At 72.2% G+C, this 19,206-nt stretch carries 20 protein-coding genes and 3 tRNA genes; 6 read left to right on the forward strand and 17 right to left on the reverse strand.

Annotation, left to right across the window (positions count from 1 at the left end; genetic code table 11):
- Positions 1-115: 115 nt before the first annotated feature.
- Positions 116-1,135: an adenosine deaminase gene (locus tag ACF059_RS27935; protein WP_392062201.1), complete on the forward strand. Its 1,020-nt coding sequence runs from the start codon at positions 116-118 to the stop codon at positions 1,133-1,135.
- Here ACF059_RS27935 and ACF059_RS27940 read toward each other — a convergent pair.
- The 10 genes from ACF059_RS27940 to ACF059_RS27985 all read right to left on the reverse strand — a co-directional run bounded on the left by ACF059_RS27940 (position 1,125) and on the right by ACF059_RS27985 (position 7,348).
- Positions 1,125-1,541 carry a hypothetical protein gene (locus ACF059_RS27940; RefSeq protein ID WP_392062204.1) on the reverse strand — a complete coding sequence of 139 codons (417 nt, stop codon included), beginning with the start codon at positions 1,539-1,541 and terminating at the stop codon, positions 1,125-1,127. The genes ACF059_RS27935 and ACF059_RS27940 overlap by 11 nt on opposite strands.
- Positions 1,542-1,557: 16 nt before the next feature.
- The gene (locus ACF059_RS27945; RefSeq protein ID WP_392062207.1) at positions 1,558-2,673 is read right to left on the reverse strand and encodes a UDP-N-acetylmuramate dehydrogenase; all 1,116 of its coding nucleotides are present in this window, start codon (positions 2,671-2,673) and stop codon (positions 1,558-1,560) included.
- Positions 2,670-3,068 carry a DUF3291 domain-containing protein gene (locus tag ACF059_RS27950; protein WP_392062210.1) on the reverse strand — a complete coding sequence of 133 codons (399 nt, stop codon included), beginning with the start codon at positions 3,066-3,068 and terminating at the stop codon, positions 2,670-2,672. Before ACF059_RS27950 ends, ACF059_RS27945 begins: the two co-directional genes overlap by 4 nt.
- 44 nt (positions 3,069-3,112) lie before the next feature.
- Positions 3,113-4,570, reverse strand: a complete 1,458-nt coding sequence (locus ACF059_RS27955) for a DHA2 family efflux MFS transporter permease subunit (protein ID WP_392062213.1) — start codon at positions 4,568-4,570, stop codon at positions 3,113-3,115.
- A 104-nt stretch (positions 4,571-4,674) separates the two neighbouring features.
- On the reverse strand, positions 4,675-5,244 hold the full coding sequence (locus ACF059_RS27960; RefSeq protein ID WP_392062216.1) for a TetR/AcrR family transcriptional regulator: 570 nt from the start codon (positions 5,242-5,244) through the stop codon (positions 4,675-4,677).
- Between the two features lie 633 nt (positions 5,245-5,877).
- The gene (locus ACF059_RS27965) at positions 5,878-6,306 is read right to left on the reverse strand and encodes a MaoC family dehydratase (RefSeq protein WP_361941216.1); all 429 of its coding nucleotides are present in this window, start codon (positions 6,304-6,306) and stop codon (positions 5,878-5,880) included.
- Between the two features lies 1 nt (position 6,307).
- On the reverse strand, positions 6,308-6,760 hold the full coding sequence (locus tag ACF059_RS27970) for a MaoC family dehydratase N-terminal domain-containing protein (protein WP_360890890.1): 453 nt from the start codon (positions 6,758-6,760) through the stop codon (positions 6,308-6,310).
- 141 nt (positions 6,761-6,901) lie between these two features.
- Positions 6,902-7,066, reverse strand: coding sequence for a 50S ribosomal protein L33 (rpmG, locus tag ACF059_RS27975; protein ID WP_003956487.1), 165 nt, complete (start codon positions 7,064-7,066; stop codon positions 6,902-6,904).
- 88 nt (positions 7,067-7,154) lie between these two features.
- Positions 7,155-7,227 (reverse strand) — tRNA-Met (locus ACF059_RS27980).
- 48 nt (positions 7,228-7,275) lie between these two features.
- Positions 7,276-7,348, reverse strand: a tRNA-Thr gene (locus ACF059_RS27985).
- Between the two features lie 371 nt (positions 7,349-7,719).
- Between ACF059_RS27985 and ACF059_RS27990 the strand changes: the two genes are divergently transcribed.
- Together ACF059_RS27990 and ACF059_RS27995 are read left to right on the forward strand one after the other, a co-directional pair.
- Positions 7,720-8,988, forward strand: a complete 1,269-nt coding sequence (locus ACF059_RS27990; RefSeq protein ID WP_392062220.1) for an amidohydrolase family protein — start codon at positions 7,720-7,722, stop codon at positions 8,986-8,988.
- 54 nt (positions 8,989-9,042) lie between these two features.
- Entirely contained in the window at positions 9,043-9,699 is a 657-nt protein-coding gene (locus ACF059_RS27995) for an SDR family oxidoreductase (RefSeq protein WP_392062223.1), read from the forward strand.
- A 28-nt stretch (positions 9,700-9,727) separates the two neighbouring features.
- On the opposite strand, the gene ACF059_RS28000 is transcribed toward ACF059_RS27995, so the two are convergent.
- Both ACF059_RS28000 and ACF059_RS28005 read right to left on the reverse strand, forming a co-directional pair.
- The gene (locus tag ACF059_RS28000; RefSeq protein WP_392062226.1) at positions 9,728-10,087 is read right to left on the reverse strand and encodes a DUF3574 domain-containing protein; all 360 of its coding nucleotides are present in this window, start codon (positions 10,085-10,087) and stop codon (positions 9,728-9,730) included.
- A 229-nt stretch (positions 10,088-10,316) separates the two neighbouring features.
- Positions 10,317-10,398, reverse strand: a tRNA-Tyr gene (locus ACF059_RS28005).
- Between the two features lie 198 nt (positions 10,399-10,596).
- Here ACF059_RS28005 and ACF059_RS28010 point away from each other — a divergent pair.
- From ACF059_RS28010 to ACF059_RS28020, 3 genes are all read left to right on the forward strand, one after another.
- Positions 10,597-11,085, forward strand: a complete 489-nt coding sequence (locus tag ACF059_RS28010; protein WP_392062229.1) for a YajQ family cyclic di-GMP-binding protein — start codon at positions 10,597-10,599, stop codon at positions 11,083-11,085.
- Positions 11,086-11,285: 200 nt separating this feature from the next.
- Positions 11,286-12,713, forward strand: a complete 1,428-nt coding sequence (locus ACF059_RS28015; protein ID WP_392062232.1) for a SulP family inorganic anion transporter — start codon at positions 11,286-11,288, stop codon at positions 12,711-12,713.
- An 18-nt stretch (positions 12,714-12,731) separates the two neighbouring features.
- Positions 12,732-13,967 carry an APC family permease gene (locus ACF059_RS28020; RefSeq protein WP_392062235.1) on the forward strand — a complete coding sequence of 412 codons (1,236 nt, stop codon included), beginning with the start codon at positions 12,732-12,734 and terminating at the stop codon, positions 13,965-13,967.
- Here the strand turns inward: ACF059_RS28020 and ACF059_RS28025 are convergent.
- The 5 genes from ACF059_RS28025 to ACF059_RS28045 all read right to left on the reverse strand — a co-directional run bounded on the left by ACF059_RS28025 (position 13,951) and on the right by ACF059_RS28045 (position 19,180).
- Positions 13,951-14,475: an SMI1/KNR4 family protein gene (locus ACF059_RS28025; RefSeq protein ID WP_392062238.1), complete on the reverse strand. Its 525-nt coding sequence runs from the start codon at positions 14,473-14,475 to the stop codon at positions 13,951-13,953. The genes ACF059_RS28020 and ACF059_RS28025 overlap by 17 nt on opposite strands.
- Positions 14,476-14,529: 54 nt before the next feature.
- A complete protein-coding gene (locus tag ACF059_RS28030; protein WP_366865902.1) occupies positions 14,530-14,922 on the reverse strand; it encodes a YccF domain-containing protein in 393 nt (130 codons plus the stop codon).
- Positions 14,919-15,782, reverse strand: coding sequence for a zinc metalloprotease HtpX (gene htpX, locus ACF059_RS28035; RefSeq protein ID WP_360890870.1), 864 nt, complete (start codon positions 15,780-15,782; stop codon positions 14,919-14,921). Before htpX ends, ACF059_RS28030 begins: the two co-directional genes overlap by 4 nt.
- A 264-nt stretch (positions 15,783-16,046) precedes the next feature.
- Entirely contained in the window at positions 16,047-17,624 is a 1,578-nt protein-coding gene (locus ACF059_RS28040) for an NADH-quinone oxidoreductase subunit N (RefSeq protein WP_392062241.1), read from the reverse strand.
- Positions 17,621-19,180 carry a NuoM family protein gene (locus ACF059_RS28045; protein ID WP_392062244.1) on the reverse strand — a complete coding sequence of 520 codons (1,560 nt, stop codon included), beginning with the start codon at positions 19,178-19,180 and terminating at the stop codon, positions 17,621-17,623. The genes ACF059_RS28040 and ACF059_RS28045 overlap by 4 nt, the downstream gene beginning before the upstream one ends.
- Positions 19,181-19,206: the final 26 nt, after the last annotated feature.

Raw genomic sequence — 19,206 nt, forward strand, 5'->3', positions numbered from 1 at the left:
GAAGGCCCCGCGCAGCGGTCCCTCCCCGCCACCCCGGCCCGTACACCAGCCCGGGCAAGCCCCCAAAAGGTAAAACCCCCTCCCGCCCAGCGCAGCGGTACGGCAGGATCGGCGAATGGAGCACGCACGCGATCTCACGCTTCTGCCGAAAGCCCACCTCCACCTGCACTTCACCGGCTCGATGCGACCATCGACCCTCCTGGAGCTCGCCGACAAGTACGGCGTACGGCTCCCGGACGCCCTCACCGCCGGCGAGCCCCCCAAGCTCCGCGCCACCGACGAGCGCGGCTGGTTCCGCTTCCAGCGGCTCTACGACGCCGCCCGCTCCTGCCTGCGCGAGCCGGATGACATCCGCCGCCTGGTCCGCGAGGCCGCGGAGGAGGACGTACGGGACGGCAGTGGCTGGCTGGAGATCCAGGTGGATCCCACCTCCTACGCGCCCCTGCTCGGCGGGATGATCCCCGCCGTCGAGATCATCCTCGACGCCGTGGACAGCGCGTCCCGCGAGACCGGCCTCGGGATGCGGGTCCTCATCGCGGCCAACCGCATGAAGCACCCCCTCGACGCCCGTACCCTCGCCCGCCTCGCCGTCCGCTACGCCGACCGCGGCATCGTCGGCTTCGGCCTGTCCAACGACGAGCGCCGCGGCATGGCCCGCGACTTCGACCGGGCCTTCGCCATCGCCCGCGAGGGCGGCCTCCTCGCCGCCCCGCACGGCGGCGAGCTCACCGGCCCCGCCTCCGTCCGCGACTGCCTCGACGATCTCCACGCCTCCCGCATCGGGCACGGCGTACGGGCCGCCGAGGACCCCCGGCTGCTGAAGCGGCTGGCCGACCGGCAGATCACCTGCGAGGTCTGCCCGGCCTCCAACGTGGCGCTCGGCGTCTACGAGCGGCCCGAGGACGTGCCGCTGCGCACCCTCTTCGAGGCCGGCGTCCCGATGGCGCTCGGCGCCGACGATCCCTTGCTCTTCGGGTCCCGGCTCGCGGCCCAGTACGAGCTCGCCCGCCGCCACCACGCCTTCACGGACGCGGAGCTCGCCGAGCTGGCCCGTCAGTCGGTGCGCGGTTCGGCCGCGCCCGAGGAGGTGCAGGCCAAGCTGCTGGCGGGGATCGACCACTGGCTCACCGGGTGAGCCGCAGGTCGCCCTCGTAGCAGTCGGCGCGCACCCGGCCGCCGTCCGGGAAGCCGATCTCCAGGTGGGTGCGGCCCTGCTCGGGCAGCGCGAACTCGGCGACCGAGGCGATGGTCTCGCCGAGGTGGCGCAGGAAGGGGTGGTCGCCGAGGTCCTCGCCGACCTCGATGCGGCCCCACTCCCCCACGTCGTACGGCTCGTGCGGTGCGGCGGACTCGACGATGAGGCACTGGTCGGACCCGGTGGTGATGCGGATGGAGTCGCCGACGCTGTCGATCAGCCAGACGTCGAGGGGCGCCTCGGAGCGTTCGCCGTCGCTGACGTGCCAGGACGCGACGACGCGGCTGAGCGTGCGACCCACGAGCCGGGTGGGGTCCGTACCGGCCCCGTGCAGGGGACAGAGCATGGGCGGCCGGGGCTCCTCAGAGGCTGACGCCGACCGTCACCGGTTCGTTGACCAGGGTGACGCCGAAGGCCGCGTGGACGCCCGCGACGACCTCGCGGGCCAGGGCGAGGAGGTCCTCGGTGGTGGCCTCGCCGCGGTTGGTGAGGGCGAGGGTGTGCTTGGTGGAGATGCGCGCGGGCCCGGTGCCGTAGCCCTTGGTGAAACCGGCCTTGTCGATCAGCCAGGCCGCGCTGGTCTTCGTACGGCCGTCGCCGGCGGGGTACGCCGGCGGCGCGGTGTCGGGGCCGAGGCGGTCCTGGACGCGAGTGAGGAAGGCGGCGTAGGCCTCGTCGGTCAGGATCGGGTTGTGGAAGAAGGAGCCGGCCGACCAGGTGTCGTGGTCGGCGGGGTCGAGGACCATGCCCTTGCCGGCGCGCAGGCGCAGCACGGTCTCGCGGGCGGTGGCGGCCGGGACGCGGTCGCCGGCCTCGACGCCGAGCGCGCGGGCGGTCTCGGGGTACTTGATCGGGGCGGACAGGCCGCCCGCGTCCTCCAGGGCGAAGCGCACGCGCAGGACGACGTACCGCTCGGGCTGCTGCTTGAAGAGGCTGTTGCGGTACGTGAACGCGCACTCGGCGGCGCTCAGAGTGACCGTTTCGCCGCTGGTGCGGTCGTAGGCGACGACCTCGGTGATCGTGTCGCAGACCTCCTGGCCGTACGCCCCCACGTTCTGGATGGGCGTCGCACCGGCGGAGCCGGGGATTCCGGCGAGGCACTCGATGCCGGCGAGGCCGGCTTCGACGGTGCGGGCGACGGCGTCGCTCCAGTTCTCGCCGGCCGCGAGCTCGAGGGTGGTGCCGTCGAGGGCGAAGCCGGTGGTCGCGATGCGCAGGGCGGTGCCGTCGAAGCCCTGGTCCCCGATGACCAGGTTGCTGCCGCCGCCGATGACCAGGAGCGGGGTGCCGCTCTCGTCCGCGGCGCGGACGGCGGCGACCACCTCGGCGTCGGTGGTCGCGGTGACCAGGCGGGCTGCGGGGCCACCGAGGCGGAAGGTGGTCAGCGGGGCGAGGGGGGCGTCGTGGAGTTCCTGCACGGGGACAAGAGTACGGTCCGTACCCCTCGCATCCCTGCGGGGCCACGGACCGCGGCTCACTGGTTCGGCCTCTGCTCGGCGAGGCGACGCTCGGCCTCCTCCCAGCCGATGGGCAGGTCACGGGCCCGTACGGTCCAGAAGGTGAAGGCCGATTCCTTCATGTAGCCGGCCGCCGCCCGGGAGCTGGAGCGGTGGGGCTCGCTGCGGGCGAAGCGGTAGAGCGCGTCGCGGTCCTCCCACGCGGAGAGGGTGAGGAAGGTCCGGCGCGGGACGCGCGCCCGCAGGGCGACCCCGTGGGCGCCGGGGGCCGTGCGGATCTTGCGGATGATGCCGGGGGCCTTGAGGAAGAACCTGACGGCGCCGGTGAGGGTGGCGGTTTCGAACCGGGACGCCATGACGTAGACCTCGGCGTCCGGGGCGGGGCGGGTGGGGGTGGACCAGGGAACGTCGGGCATGGCGGGCACTCCTTGGCTGGTCGGTGTCGGTACCTGCTTCGGCGTTACCGCGTGGCGGCGGGGACGCGGTCCGGGACCTCGGCGGCGGCGACGGCCGGTGCGCTCCCGGACGCCCGGGTCTTGCGCGGCAGCAGCAGGGCCAGGGCGGCCGACACGGCGACCGCACCGGCGCCGATCCACAGGGCCGGGACCGTGCCGTCGGTGAAGGCCTGCGGGGTCTCGTAGCCGCCCTGGGCGGAGAAGACGGAGGCCAGTACGGCCACACCGAGGGCTCCGCCGACCTCGCGCAGGGCGTTGTTGGTGCCGGAGGCCTTGCCCTGGTCGGCCGGGCCCACGGTGGACATCAGGACGTTGGAGGCGGGGGCGAAGTACATGCCCATGCCGATGCCGCTGATGATCAGCGCCGGCAGCTGGGCGGCGTACGAGAGGTCCGCGCTCAGGATCATCGCGAACCAGCCGAGCCCGACGGCCTGGAGGGCGAGCCCGGTGGCGACGACGGGGCGGCCGCCGATCCGGTCGGAGAGGATGCCCGAGATCGGCGCGACGATCATCGGCATGCCGGTCCAGGGGAGCATCCGCAGTCCGGCCTCGGTGGGCGAGTAGCCCGAGACGCCCTGGAGGAACTGGCTGAGCAGGAAGATCGAGCCGAACATCCCCAGGAACATCAGCAGGCTGGCCAGGTTGATCCCGAGGAAGCCGCGGTTACGGAAGAGCCGCATGGGGAGCATGGGGTTGGCGCTGGTGAAGCCGTGGTAGATGAACCCGCCGACGAGGGCGGTGCCCGCGATCAGCGAGGTCAGGACGGGGGCGCTGGTCCAGCCCTCGGCGTTGGCGTTCACCAGGCCGTAGACGATGCCGAACAGGCCGCCGCTGATGAGCAGGGTGCCGGGCAGGTCCAGGCGGGAGCCCGGGGCGGTGGACTCGGCGAGGCGCAGGCGGGCGAGCGGGATCAGGGCGAGACCGATCGGTACGTTCAGCCAGAAGATCCACTGCCAGGAGATGTGCTCGGTGAGGCTGCCGCCGATGAGGGGGCCGCTGGCGACGGCGAGGCCGGTGACGGCGCCGTAGATGCCGAGGGCCATGCCGCGGCGGGCGGCGGGGACGGCGGCGGTGAGCAGGGTGAGGGTGAGCGGCATCATGATCGCGGCGCCGACGCCCTGGACGGCGCGGGCGGCGATGAGGGCGTCGATGCCGGGCGAGAGGGCGGCCGCGGCGGAGGCGCCGGTGAACACGGCGAGGCCGGCTATGAAGAGCTTGCGGCGCCCGAACCGGTCACCGAGGGCGGCGCCGAACATGAGGAGGACGGCGAAGGTGAGCGTGTAGGCGTTCACCGTCCACTCCAGGTCCTCCAGCTTGCCGCCGAGGTCCGAGCGGATGGCGGGCAGCGCGGTGGTGACGACGAGGTTGTCGAGGGCGGCCATGAAGCTGGCGGCGCCGGTGAGGACGAGGGCCCAGACGGCGGGCCCCCGAAGCTTGGTGTCCGTGCCTTGCTGTGTGTTCACGATTCCCCCTGCGACTTGTTAGTTATTGCTGACTAACTTTGATGCTCATGGGTGCGCCCATGCGCGAACGCGATGGGGCACACGGGGCGGGCGGCGCGCCGCCGTCACTTCTCCAGGCGGCCCTTGACGTGGGCCTCGGGGTACAACCCCTGCCAGACCCGATGCTGGGGCGGGAACCCCATGGCGGCGAGGGTGTTGATCAGCATCCCGTACGCCATGAAGGTCGTGGTCTCCTTCACGTCGTCCCCGAACGGCACGTGCACCGTGTCCCACAGCTCCAGCCACCCCTTGCGGACGAGCTCCCCGAGCTCGTGATCGCCGGCCGCCTCGGCGGCGGCCACGGTGACGTACATCTGGAGCTGCATCTGGAGCTTGTCGGGATCCTCGGCGATGAGCCGCGTGTAGGCGTTCGCCATGGCCCGCGTGGCCTCCTCGCCGTACAGCCCCTCGGAGGCGGTGGCGAAGACCTGGCGGGTCTCCTGCAGACAGCGCTCCGCGGCGGCGAGGAAGATGGCCAGCTTGTTCGGGAACAACCGGAAGAGATACGGCTGCGAGACACCCACCCGCTTGGCGATCGCCTCGGTGGAGGTCCCGTAGTACCCGCCCCGGGCGAACTCGTGCACTGCCGCGCGAATGACGCTCTCACGCCGCTCATCTGCGCTCATCCTTGCCATGCGACTAAGTTAGTACGCAATCACTAACTACGCAAGGGCGGGGAGGCGACGCGGGCGAGGATCCGCCTCGGGCGGGCGCGGCCGGAGGACGTGGGGCGCGGACAGGCGGCCGCGAGCGGGACGGCCGGGGGACGGGGATACGGGCTACGGCCCCTGGCGGACCGAGCCGCACAGAGGTCTTCGGTAGGGAGGCCACTCATGCGGTGACGGGGTGGCTGTGAGTCACCGGGGCCCGTTCGGCCGGCCGGGACCGTCCGCAGTGGCTTCGCATCGCCAGGCCCCGTAGGGCGGACGGGGCCGCGCGGGGAGCTGCGAGTCGCGGGGCCCGTTGGGCGGACGGACCGTTCGGAGGTGGCTTCGCATGACGCGGCCCGTAGGGCGGGCCGGGCCGTGCGGGGTGGCTTCGGGTCGCGCGGCCAGTCGTGCGGCATCACCCCGCCCGACCGGCCCCGCCCCCGCAGCCCCCCGCACCGCCGATCCCGCACCCTGGCCCTGGCCCTGGCCCTGGCCCTGGCCCTCGACCGGCTTACCAGCCTGCCCAGCCCGAGCGGCTTACCAGCCTGCCCGGCCCGACCGGCCTACTCAGCCGGCCCGGCCCGGCCCAGCCGGCCCGGCTCACTACCCGGCTCGGCCTCAGGAGAGGGCGACTACCGCGCGGGACATGCCCAGGACCTTCTGGCCTGCGCTCATCGCCGTCAGGTCGACGCGGACGCGGTTGTCGTCCAGCTTGGCCGCGACCTTGGCGGTGACCTCGATCAGGCCGCCCTGGTCGTCGTTCGGGACCACGACGGGCTTGGTGAAGCGCACGCCGTACTCGACCACCGCGCCCGGGTCGCCCACCCAGTCGGTGACCACCCGGATCGCCTCGGCCATCGTGAACATGCCGTGCGCGATGACGTCCGGCAGCCCGACTTCCTTGGCGAACTTCTCGTTCCAGTGGATCGGGTTGAAGTCGCCCGAGGCGCCCGCGTACTGGACGAGCGTGGCGCGCGTCACGGGGAAGGATCCCGCCGGCAGCTCGGTGCCGACCTCGACGTCGGCGTACTGGATCTTCGCTGCCATGTCAGGCCTCCTCGGGGGCGCGGGAGACGAGCTTCGTCCACGCCGTCACCACGTGTTCGCCGGTCTCGTCGTGGACCTCGCCGCGGATGTCGATGATGTCGTTGCCCGCGAGCGACTTCACGGCCTCGATGGTGGAGGTCACTGACAGACGGTCACCGGCCCGCACCGGCCGGGAGTACGCGAACTTCTGGTCCCCGTGCACGACACGGCTGTAGTCCAGCCCCAGCTGCGGGTCCTCGATGACCTGGCCGGCCGCCTTGAAAGTGATGGCGAACACAAAAGTCGGCGGAGCGATCACGTCGGAGTAGCCGTACGACTTGGCGGCTTCCGCGTCGGTGTAGACGGGATTGACGTCACCCACCGCAACCGCGAATTCGCGGATCTTCTCGCGGCCGACCTCGTACGGCTCGGTGGGCGGGTAGCTCCGCCCCACGAAGGACTGGTCGAGAGCCATGACTCACTACCTCCTGATGAAGGGACACGAAAGACACAAGAACAAAGACGGGCGGACCCGGAGACAGAAACGACACAAGGCCGCCCCCCAATGAAGGGGACGACCTCATGACGGTGCCTGTTATTCGAGACTTCGCTGGGGTCAGCGGGTCTCGCGGTGCGCGGTGTGCGAGTTGCAGCGCGGGCAGTGCTTCTTCATCTCAAGACGGTCCGGGTTGTTACGCCGGTTCTTCTTGGTGATGTAGTTCCGCTCCTTGCACTCCACGCAGGCCAGCGTGATCTTCGGGCGGACGTCGGTGGCAGCCACGTGAGTGCTCCTTGACGGAAATTGGGACGGATGAACGCATACAAGAGTAGCCGACCGGGAGACCGACCCCGCAATCGGCTACTGTGTGTAGCGGCGACCGGACTTGAACCGGTGACACAGCGATTATGAGCCGCTTGCTCTACCGACTGAGCTACGCCGCTTTGATGTGATCGACTCCCCACCCGAGGGTGGGGAACCTCTCTCACCAGAGCCCCAATGCGGAATCGAACCGCAGACCTTCTCCTTACCATGGAGACGCTCTACCGACTGAGCTATTGGGGCGAGCGATGAAGACATTACACGGTTGCCCGCCGATCGCCCAAATCCTTTGGGAGGACAGGGCTCCGAGGGGGTTCGGGCGCTCTTCTCGATCAACCCACCCACCCCTCCCGACCCACTTCTCGGCCGGATTGTGTGCGGGCTCACACGCTTCCTGCCCTCCACACGCCCCCCGTGCGCGCCGCCCGGTGCCTCGTGAGGCCCGTGGGGCGCGTGCGCGGGCGCACGCCGGGTGCGCACCACACCGGTACGACTATTGCGCTCTTCCGTGAAGCGGGGTGCGCCGCGCCCTAGGCTCTGAGCACGCTGCGTGATCTTGGGCCGCGGGCCGCGGCCACGGGCCCAGGAACCGCCCGAGCCACCGCAGGAGCGCGATGTCCGACAGCCAGCCGCAGCAGCCGTTCCACTCCCCCCATGGCGTCAACGGCAACGCGGCCGCAGCCGAGGCCACCACCCTGCTGCTCACCGGGGCCCGCCTCACCGACGGCCGTACCGTCGACGTCCGACTCGGCGGCGGGCGGATCCAGGCGGTCGGCACGACGGGCAGCCTCCCCTCCCCCGCCTTGTCCCGGGTGGACCTGAGCGGCTATCTGCTCCTGCCCGCCCCCGCCGAGCCGCACGCCCACGGGGACACCGCCCTGACCGCGGACGCCGAGGGTCCCGTCTCGTACACCCCCGACGAGGTCCAGCGACGGGCCACCGAGGCCGCACTCCTCCAGCTCGGTCACGGCGCCACCGCCGTGCGCTCGCACGTGCGGATCGGCGACGTGCACGGCCTCGGCCCCCTGGAGGCCGTGCTCCAGGCCCGCCGCTCCCTGCGCGGGCTGACCGACCTGACCTCCGTGGCCGTGCCCCGGCTGCTGACCGGGGTGGCCGGCGCGGACGGGCTCGCCATGCTGCGGGACGCGGTCAAGATGGGCGCCTCCGTGATCGGCGGCTGCCCGGACCTGGACCCCGACCCGACGGGCTTCCTCGAAGCCGTTCTGGAACTGGCCGACGAGCACGGCTGCCCCGTGGACCTGCACACCGACGGCGACGACCCCGGCCGGCTCTCCCGGCTCGCGGCGATGGCCGGCGGGCTGCGCCCGGGGGTCACCGTCGGCCCCTGCGGCGGCCTGTCCCGCCTCCCCCTCGACGTGGCGACCCGCGCCGCCGACCAGCTGGCCGCGGCCGGCGTACGGGTGACCTGCCTGCCCCAGGGCGACTGCGCGGCCCTGGAGCGCCGCGGCCTGCGCACCGCGCCCGTGCGCCTGCTGCGGGCCGCCGGCGTCCGGGTCGCGGCCGGCAGCGGGGCGCTGAGGGACGCCGGGAACCCGGTCGGCCGCGGCGACCCGCTGGAGGCCGCGTACCTGCTGGCCTCCCAGGGCGGGCTGCGGCCCGGCGAGGCCTACGAGTCGGTCAGCGCCTGCGCCCGCGAGGTGATGGGCCTGCCGCAGGTTCGCGTGGAGGCCGGTTTCCCGGCGGAGCTCCTCGCCGTGCGCGGGGACCGGATCGCGGGCGTGCTGTCGCTCGCGTACAGCCGGATCGTGATCCACCGCGGGCGGGTGGTAGCCCGTACGAGTGCCGTGCGGGAGTACTGCGACTCCGCGGTCGCGGTGGCCCTGGACCTGCCCCGGCAGGGCCGTACGGAGGCGGGCCCCTGAACGTTCGCCGTACGTTCGCGGGCGGCGGCGCCCGGCTCGTCGTACGGTCGGATCATGCGCATCGTCATCGCGGGTGGACACGGTCAGATCGCGCTGCGGCTGGAGCGCCTGCTCGCCGCGCGCGGGTACGAGGTCGCGGGCGTCATCCGCGACCCGGCCCAGGGCAACGACCTCAGGGCGGCGGGCGCCGAGCCGGTGCTCTGCGACCTGGAGTCGGCCTCGGTGGAGCACGTGGCGGGGATCCTGCAGGGCGCGGACGTGGCGGTGTTCGCGGCCGGCGCCGGTCCCGGCAGCGGCATCGAGCGCAAGGAGACCGTGGACCGGGACGCGGCGGTGCTCTTCGCCGACGCCGCCGAACGCGCCCGCGTGCGCCGCTTCCTGATGGTCTCTTCGATGGGCGCGGACGCGCACCACGAAGGCGACGAGGTCTTCGACGCCTACCTGCGGGCGAAGGGCGAGGCCGACGACCACCTCCGCACCCGGCTGGGCCTGGAGTGGACGATCCTGCGCCCGGCTTCCCTCATCGACGACGCCGGGACGGGCCTGGTCCGGCTGGAGGCGCGGACGGGCCACGGGGTCGTCCCGCGCGACGACGTCGCGGCGGTGCTGGCCGAGCTGGTCGAGACCCCGGCGACGGCGGGCCTGACGCTGGAGCTGACCTCCGGTTCGACGCCGGTGCAGGTGGCCGTCAAGGACGTGGCGGGCAACTGACGGACCGTCGCGCGCCACGCCCCGCGGTTCAGAACTCGGCGTTCACCTTGTCGTCGGAGCGTCCGACCGAATCCTGCTGGTACTGGTTCTCGTAGGCCTGCCGGATCCGCTCGATGCGCCCACTGCGCTCGCCGGCCTCCTTCTCCGGGTACAGCAGGACCACCTCGTACGAGGTCTCGCGGATGACCTTGCCGTCCTTGCCGCGCCACTGGCCGTAGCCGTCGTGGACGGTCAGCCCCTCGGGGAAGGACGAGGTGATCTCCCGGTCCAGGAACCGCATGAAATCCGGCTTCGTGATCGGGCCCCGCCCGTCGGGGCGTTCGGTACCGAAGTACAGCCGGGTCTCCTGGTACGGCTTCCCCACGTCCGTATGGAGCGTCGCTCCCATCAGAGCCGGAATCCCTGCCCCGAGCAGGGCGACGAGCACCCCGCCGCCGATCTTCCCCCGTGCGTCAGATGTCCACTTCACCCCAGGTGAACGACCGGAGACCGCCGACGTTGCGGTCCGTGACCGGCCCGATGGCCCACCGGCCCGGTTCGGCCGGGGCGCTGGCGCGCTGACGCATACGAGAAGACCCCCGCACCGCGTTTCCGCAGTCCGGGGGTCTCACATCGCGTGGCGGCGCCAGGGTTCGAACCTGGGTAGGCTGAGCCGGCAGATTTACAGTCTGCTCCCTTTGGCCACTCGGGCACACCGCCATGATCGCTGCCATTTTTCCGCCTTGCGGCGGCGCTCCCTGGCAACGACGTAAACGATACCTGATGACCGGGGGTGGTTCGCCACCGGATTGATCAGCACCGGGGGCGGGCGCGGTGGCTAGGCTTTGCCGAGCGGGCCGGGGTTGTCCGGCCGCGCCCTCCGGGGCGATCACAACCGACATCAAGGAGCCACAGCACATGGCCGACTCCAGTTTCGACATCGTCTCGAAGGTCGAGCGGCAGGAGGTCGACAACGCCCTCAACCAGGCCGCCAAGGAGCTCTCGCAGCGCTACGACTTCAAGGGCACCGGCGCCACGATCGCCTGGTCCGGCGAGAAGATCCTGATGGAGGCGAACTCCGAGGAGCGCGTCAAGGCCGTCCTCGACGTGTTCGAGACCAAGCTGGTCAAGCGCGGGATCTCGCTCAAGGCGCTGGACGCCGGCGAGCCGCAGCTGTCCGGCAAGGAGTACAAGATCTTCGCCACGATCGAGGAAGGCATCTCCCAGGAGAACGCCAAGAAGGTCGCGAAGATCATCCGGGACGAGGGCCCCAAGGGCGTCAAGGCCCAGGTCCAGGGCGAGGAGCTGCGCGTCAGCTCCAAGAGCCGCGACGACCTCCAGGAGGTCCAGGCGCTGCTCAAGGGCAAGGAGCTGGACTTCGCGATCCAGTTCGTGAACTACCGCTGACCCAGGTCCCCGACCTGCCACCACGCCGGCCCGGCGGTCTTCACCGACCGCCGGGCCGCGGCGGTTGCGGGGGTGCGGAGTGTGTGCGGGGCGTGTGCGGCGCACGCGCCACTGCGGGCTTCCGTGAGCACTTGGGGGCGCGATGACTGCGCCCACCACGCTGGGTGGCATCACATCACCGCGTGGCAGGGGGTTCTCGCATGCCTGGGGCCGGCACGTTCCGCGATGACTTCGGGGCATCCGTCGTGGTCGCACTGGTCGCGTTGCCCCTGTGCGTGGGGGTGGCGGTCGCCTCCGGGGTGCCGGCCGAGCTGGGGATCGTCACCGGGGTGGTGGGCGGGCTGGTGACCGGGTGGTTCCGCGGGAGCTCGCTCCAGGTGAGCGGACCCGCGGCCGGGCTCACCGTGCTCGTCTACGAGGCGGTGCAGGCGTACGGTCTGCCCGCGCTCGGGGTGCTGGTCGTCTCCGCGGGCGTGGCCCAGCTGGGCATGGGGGTGTTACGGCTCGGGCGGTGGTTCCGGGCGATCTCCGTCGCCGTCGTGCAGGGGATGCTGGCGGGGATCGGGCTGGTGCTGATCTGCGGGCAGCTGTACGCCCTGGGCGGTGTCAAGGCTCCTGGGCACACCCTGGCGAAGCTGCGCGGGGTGCACGAGCTCGGGACGCAGGCCGACTGGGCCGCCGTCCTGCTCGGGGCCGGGACCATCATCGCCATGGTGGCCTGGCGCCGGATGCCCGCCCGGCTGCGGCTGGTGCCCGGGGCCCTGGTCGGCGTGGCCGGCGCCACCGCCGTCGCCGCCCTGCTGCGGCTGCCCGTCGAGAAGGTGCGGGTGACGGGGGTCCTGGCGGCCGTGTCCCCGCCCGCCTGGGGCGGCTTCGCCGTGCTGGCCTCCGTCGGGGCGCTGGGGACGGTGGTCGCGCTGGCGCTGATCGCTTCCGCCGAGACGCTGTTCAGCGCCGCCGCCGTGGACCGCATGCACGACGGGCCGCGGACGGAGTACGACCGGGAGCTGATCGCCCAGGGGGTGGGCAACAGCGTGTGCGGGCTGCTCGGGGCGCTGCCGATGACCGCCGTGATCGTGCGTAGCGCCGCCAATGTGGAGGCCGGGGCCCGCACCCGGGCGGCCAGGGTGATGCACGGGGCCTGGCTGCTGCTCTTCGCCGTGGCCTTCCCCCAGCTGCTGGAGAGCGTGCCGCTGGCAGCCCTGGCCGGGGTGCTGCTGCACGCGGGCTGGAAGCTGCTGCCGGCCAGGGCGGTGGCGGCGCTGTGGCGGACGCACCGGGGCGAGGCGGTGGTGCTGCTGGCCACGGCCACCGCGATCGTGGTCACCAACCTCTTCGAGGGGGTGCTGGTCGGGCTGGGGCTCGCCGTCGCGAAGGCGGCCTGGGAGACCTCCCACGTGCACATCGAGCAGGTGTGGGAGGGCGAGGAGCTGTGCGTCCGGGTCGTGGGCAGCGCCAGCTTCCTGCGGCTGCCCAAGCTGTTCGACGCACTGGACGCGCTGCCGCACGGGCATCCGGTGCGGCTCGATCTGGGCGGGCTGCGCCACCTCGACCACGCCTGTCTCACCGCCCTGGAGGGATGGGAGCGCAAGCGGACGCCTCTTCCCGGCCGGGAAGGCGTCATCTAGCCGGGCTATCCTCCGCCCGTGGAGAACCAGTTGAAGCGCACCCTGGGGGTCCGCGACGCCGTCGTCGTCGGGCTCGGCGCGATGGTGGGCGCCGGTATCTTCGCGGCCCTCGCCCCGGCGGCGCGCGCGGCGGGCGGGGCGCTCCTCGCCGCCCTGGCCCTGGCGGCCCTCGTGGCCTACTGCAACGCGCACTCCTCGGCGCGGCTGGCCGCCCGGTACCCGTCCTCCGGCGGCACCTACGTCTACGGGCGCGAACGGCTCGGGCCCTTCTGGGGGTATCTGGCCGGCTGGGGGTTCGTGATCGGCAAGACCGCGTCGTGCGCGGCGATGGCCCTGACCGTGGGGGCCTACGTCTGGCCGGGCCAACAGCACGCCGTGGCCGTCGCAGCGGTGGTGGCGCTGACCGCCGCGAGCTACGGCGGGGTGCAGAGGTCCGCCCGGATCGGCCGGGTGATCGTGGCGGCGGTACTGGCGGTGCTGGCCGGCGTCATCGTGGTGTGCCTGTCCTCCGGCGAGGCCGAGGCGGGGCGGCTGGGCGGCTTCGACGGGGACGCCGTCGGTCTGTTGCAGGGCGCGGGTCTGCTGTTCTTCGCTTTCGCGGGCTACGCGCGGATCACCACCTTGGGCGAGGAGGTGCGGGACCCGGAGCGGACGATCCCGCGGGCGGTGCCGCTCGCGCTGGGGATCGCGCTGCTGGTGTACGCCGCGGTGGCGGTGGCGGCGCTTTCGGTGCTCGGCGCCGACGGGCTGGCGCAGTCGTCGGCTCCGCTGGCCGACGCGGTCCGGGCGGCCGGCCGGCCCGAACTGGCCCCGGTCGTGCGGGTGGGCGCGGCGCTGGCGGCGCTGGGCTCGCTCCTGGCCCTCGTACTCGGGGTGTCGCGGACCACGCTGGCGATGGCCCGGGACGGTCATCTCCCGCGCGCGCTGGCCGCCGTACACCCCCGGCATGGGGTGCCGCATCACGCGGAGCTGGCCGTGGGCGTGGTCGTGGCGGTGCTCGCGGCGACCGCCGATCTGCGGGGCGCGATCGGCTTCTCCTCCTTCGGGGTGCTCGTCTACTACGCGATCGCGAACGCCTCCGCGTGGACTCTCGATTCAGCTGTCAAGGGTCGGGCCGTGGCAGTGGTCGGACTGTCCGGCTGTGTGGTCCTGGCCGTCACGCTGCCCCTCGCCTCGACGGTCGCGGGGGCGGCCGTACTGGCTTTGGGCGCGGTGGTCTACGGGGTGCGGGGCCGGGTCAGGTCCGGGATCTGAAGTCGGACCAGGGCGCCAGCTCCAGATCGCACTCCTCCCCCAGGGCGGACTCCTCGCAGAACCAGGCGGTGCCGTCGAGCCAGCCGCGCAGCCAGCCCGCCAGGCTCGGGCTGTCGATGGACCACGCGAGGTCGGGCTCCCCGGGATTCGGGTCGAACAGCAGCACCTGGGCCGTCTCGGAACGGCAGTCGACGCAGGCGTACATGGCGCAGCCGAGGTCGGCTATCGGCAGTACGGCCTCGGGCCAGCGCCAGCCGGAGGTCCGCTGCGTCTCGTAGGTCCGCACGGCCTGACGCAGCGGCAGCACCCCGTACTCCGGGCCGAATCCGCCGTCGCCGACCCGGGTGTAGAGGGCGGCGAGCAGCGGCGGCAGGCGGAAGCCGAGTATGCCCTCGGCCCGGGCGAGCTCCCCGGCGCCCAGCGGCGCGGGCGAGGAGTTCTCCTGCCCACGCGCGGAGTTGCGCACGTGGTTGGCGACTTGCTCCAGCAACTGCTCGTTCTCGTTCATGCCTTCATGGTGACGCAACCCACTGACAGCCCGCCGGGCCTGTGGATAACTCCGTCAGCGAGAGGCGAACGGGGCGTCCGACGGGACGATTTCGCGGCCCAGCGGGAGCAGGGAGAGCGGGACCATCTTGAAGTTGGCGATGCCGAACGGGATGCCGATGATCGTGACGCACAGCGCGATGCCGGTGAAGATGTGGCCCAGGGCGAGCCACCAGCCCGCGAGGACCAGCCACAGGACGTTGCCGATGGCGGATCCGGCGCCCGCGTCGCGGCGCTCGACCGTGGTGTAGCCGAAGGGCCACAGGGCGTAGACGGCGATGCGGAAGGCGGCGACGCCGAAGGGGATTCCGATGATGGTGACGCAGAGCAGCACGCCTGCGAGGACGTAGCCGAGGAACAGCCAGATGCCGCTGAGGATGAGCCAAATGACGTTCAGGATTGTCTTCACTGCCGGCGGCCTGCCATCTGTTCGAGCCGGGCGATGCGCTCGGCCATGGGGGGGTGTGTCGAGAACATCTTGGACAATCCTTCGCCCGGGCGGAAGGGATTGGCGATCATCATGTGGCTCGCCGTCTCCAGCCTCGGCTCCGGTGGCAGCGGAAGCTGCTTGGTGCCCGCGTCCAGCTTGCGCAGGGCGCTGGCCAGGGCGAGTGGGTCTCCGGTGAGCTGCGCGCCGGACGCGTCGGCCTCGTACTCCCGCGAGCGGCTGATGGCCAGCTGGATCACGGAGGCGGCCAGCGGGCCGAGGATCATGATCAGCAGCATGCCGAAGAGGCCCGGTCCCTCGTCGTCGTTCGAGCGGCCGACCGGGATCAGCCAGGCGAAGTTCACCAGGAACATGATCACGGAGGCGAGGGCTCCGGCGACCGACGAGATCAGGATGTCGCGGTTGTAGACGTGGCTGAGCTCGTGACCGATGACCCCGCGCAGCTCGCGTTCGTCGAGTATCCGGAGGATTCCCTCGGTGCAGCAGACCGCGGCGTTGCGCGGATTGCGGCCGGTGGCGAAGGCGTTGGGCGCCTCGGTCGGTGAGATGTAGAGGCGCGGCATGGGCTGGCGCGCGGACGTGGAGAGCTCGCGCACCATGCGGTAGAGCTGCGGGGCCTCGAACTCGCTGACGGGGCGGGCGCGCATCGCGCGTAGAGCCAGCTTGTCGCTGTTCCAGTACGCGTAGGCGTTCGTCCCCAGGGCGATGAGGACGGCGACGATCAGGCCGCCCCGTCCGAAGAAGCTTCCGATGACGATGATGAGTGCGGACAGCCCGCCGAGGAGTACGGCGGTCTTCAGCCCGTTGTGCCGGCGGTGCACGGTACGCCCTCCTAGTGGTGCGGCAGGGGAACCCGTCCAGGATCTGAAGATCTGAGGGTCTACGGTCCAGTGGACCCTTCCTTCCTGGTCAACGCGAGGTGGCGGCGTCTGGTTCCCAGGGCGCGCCGGGGCGGCCGCCCGGCGCCGCCCCTGCGTCAGGGGCGGCGGGGCCGCGACGGGCGTTGCTCCGTACGGGTGAGGGTGCCGGGCCCTGCAAGCCGCATGGGGCCGCCCGCAGCGGCCTCGTAGGGCTCGGCGTGCGCGCTATTGCGCGAACAGGGTGCCCGAGGCCACGCGCAGGGCCAGCTGCGGGGCGCCCGACAGGACGAGCGCCGTGATCGCGGTGACGACGATGGCCGCCGTCACCGGCCAGGGGGCCCTCGTACGGGCTTCGGGGCCCTCGGGGCGCTCGGCGCCCTCCGGGACGCGGAACAGCAGCGCCGTCCAGCGCAGGTAGTAGTAGAGGGCGATGACGACGTTGACCGCCATGACCACGGCGAGCCAGCCCAGGCCCGCGTCGACCGCGGACCGGAAGACCGTGACCTTGGCGAAGAGGCCGATGATGCCCGGCGGCAGGCCGGCCAGGCAGAGCAGGAAGAAGGCCAGCGACAGGGCGGCGAAGGGGCGCTCGGCGTACAGGCCGCGGTAGTCGCTGATCCGGTGGAGCGGCTTCGTACGGGCCACGAGCGCGGCCACGGCGAAGGCGCCGAGGTTCACGGCGGCGTACATGAGGGCGTAGGCGACGGTGGAACCGATCTGGTCGCGCTCGGAGTACGCGGCGGCGGCGATGGGGACCAGCAGGTAGCCGGCCTGGCCCACCGAGGACCACGCCAGGAGCCGTACGGCGCTGTTCGCGCGGTCGGCGGACTGGCGCAGCGCGGCGGCGTTGCCCAGGGTCATGGTGAGCGCGGCGAGGACGGCGAGGGCCGGGCCCCAGATCTCGGAGTACGCCGGGAAGGCGATGACGGTGACGAGGATGAGGCCGGTGAAGCCGACGGCCTTGCCGATCACCGAGAGGTAGCCGGCGATGGGCAGGGGGGCGCCGACGTAGGTGTCGGGGACCCAGAAGTGGAAGGGGACCGCCGCGGTCTTGAAGGCGAAGCCGACGAGGGTGAGCGCGACACCGGCCATGGCGACGGTGTCGAGCTGGCCGGGGACGTCTTCGAGTCGGGCGGCGACCTGGGTCAGGTGCAGGGAGCCGGTCGCGGCGTAGACGAAGCTGACGCCCATCAGCGATACGGCGGTGGCCGTGACGGAGGAGAGGAAGAACTTCAGGGCGGCCTCGGAGGAGAGCCGGTCGCCGCGTCGCATGCCGACCAGGGCGAAGGCGGGCAGCGAGGCCACTTCGAGGGCGACGATCAGGGTGGCGAGGTCGCGGGAGGCGGGCAGCAGGGCCGCGCCGGCGGCGGAGGAGAGCAGCAGGAACCAGTACTCGCCGGCCGGCATGCGCGTGTCGCGGACGGCGGTGACGGACAGCAGGGCGGTGACCAGGGCGCCGCCCAGGACCAGGAACTGGATCACGAGCGCGAAGTGGTCGGCGGCGTAGCTGCAGGCGGCCGGGTCGCCGGTGAGGCAGAAGGTGGTGCGGTCGCCGGCGCGCAGCGGCAGCAGGCTCGCGGTCGCGGCGGCCAGGCCGGCCACCGAGATCCACCCGAGGACCGGCTTGCGGCGCTCGGCCACGAAGAGGTCGGCGACGAGCACGGCCAGGGCGACGGCCGCGGTGATGACGACCGGCGCGAGGGCGAGCCAGTCGACGCTCTGGACGAGGCTGGGGGCTTCGGCGGCGAGGCCGGCGGACCGGTCGGTGGCGAGACCGGCTGCGAGGACCGTCAGGGCCGTCATGACTTGCCTCCTGCGAGGAGCTTCTGGACGGCCGGGTCGGTGAGGCCGAGGAGGACCGCGGGCCACAGGCCGGCGAGGACGGTGAGGGCGACGAGCGGGGTCCAGGCGGCGAACTCGTAGCGCTGGACGTCCGCGAGGGCGGCCGGGGCGGCGCTCTGGGCCGTGGGGTCCCCCATGCAGACGCGCCGTACGACGATCAGGAGGTAGGCGGCGGTGAGCAGGGTGCCGAACGCGCCGACGGCCGTGAACGTGAGGAAGGCGGTGCGCGACAGGCCCTCGGCCGGGTCGAAGGCGCCGAAGAGGGCCAGCATCTCGCCCCAGAAGCCGGCCAGGCCGGGCAGGCCCAGCGAGGCGACGGCGGCGAAGGCGAGGTACGCGCCGAGGCGGGGGGCGCGGCCGTAGAGGGCGGCGCCGGTGGCTCCGGCGAGGGTGTCGAGGTCGGCGGTGCCGTAGCGGTCCTTGAGGGCTCCGACCAGGAAGAAGAGCAGGCCCGTGATCAGACCGTGGGCGATGTTGGCGAAGAGCGCCCCGTTGACGCCGGTGGGGGTCATGCTCGCGATGCCCAGGAGGACGAAGCCCATGTGGCCGACGGAGGAGTACGCGATGAGGCGCTTGAGGTCGCCCTTGTTGCCCTTGCGGGCCAGCGCGAGGCAGGCGAGCGATCCGTACACGATGCCGACGGCCGCGAAGGCGCCCAGGTAGGGGGCGAAGGTCTGCATGCCGTCGGGGGTGACGGGGAGCAGGATGCGGACGAACCCGTACGTGCCCATCTTGAGCAGGACGCCGGCCAGCAGGACGGAGCCGACGGTGGGCGCGGCGGTGTGGGCGTCGGGCAGCCAGCTGTGCAGGGGCCACATCGGGGTCTTCACGGCGAGGCCGATGCCGATGGCGAGAACGGCCAGCAGCTGGGTGGTGCGGCTCAGTCCGCGGCCGTTGTCAGTGGCGAGTGCCACCATGTCGAAAGTGCCGCTTTTCAGTCCGATCAGCAGCAGACCGAGCAGCATGACCACGGACCCGAGGAGGGTGTAGAGGATGAACTTCCAGGCGGCGGCCTGCCGCTGAGCACCGCCCCAGCGGGCGATGAGGAAGTACATCGGGATGAGGACCATCTCGAAGGCGAGGAAGAAGAGCAGCAGGTCGAGGACGGCGAAGGTCGCCAGCGTGCCGGATTCGAGGACGAGCAGCAGGGCGACGAAGGCCTTCGGGGAGGGGCCCGCCGGGAGCTTGAAGTAGCTGTAGAGCGCGCAGAGGAAGAACAGCAGCGCGGTCATCAGGAGGAGGGGGAGCGAGATGCCGTCGACACCGAGGTGGATCCGGACGTTCAGCGCCTGGATCCAGCTGATGTCCGTCGTCGCCTGGAAGCGGGACGGGGCGTCGTGGTCGAAGCCCAGGGTGAGGGCGACGGCCGCGGCGAGGATCACGCCGGTCACGGTCACGCCGTGGCGGAGCACGGCCTGTTCGGGGCTGCGGCCCTTGAGGCCGGGCGGGGCCGGCAGGAGGGCTGCGGCCGCGCCGAGGAGCGGTGCGGCCACGATGAACGCCAGAAGGAACTGCATCACGGACGGGCTGATATCAATCACGG

The sequence above is a fragment of the Streptomyces sp. NPDC016562 genome (genome assembly GCF_043076955.1).
Classification (GTDB): domain Bacteria; phylum Actinomycetota; class Actinomycetes; order Streptomycetales; family Streptomycetaceae; genus Streptomyces.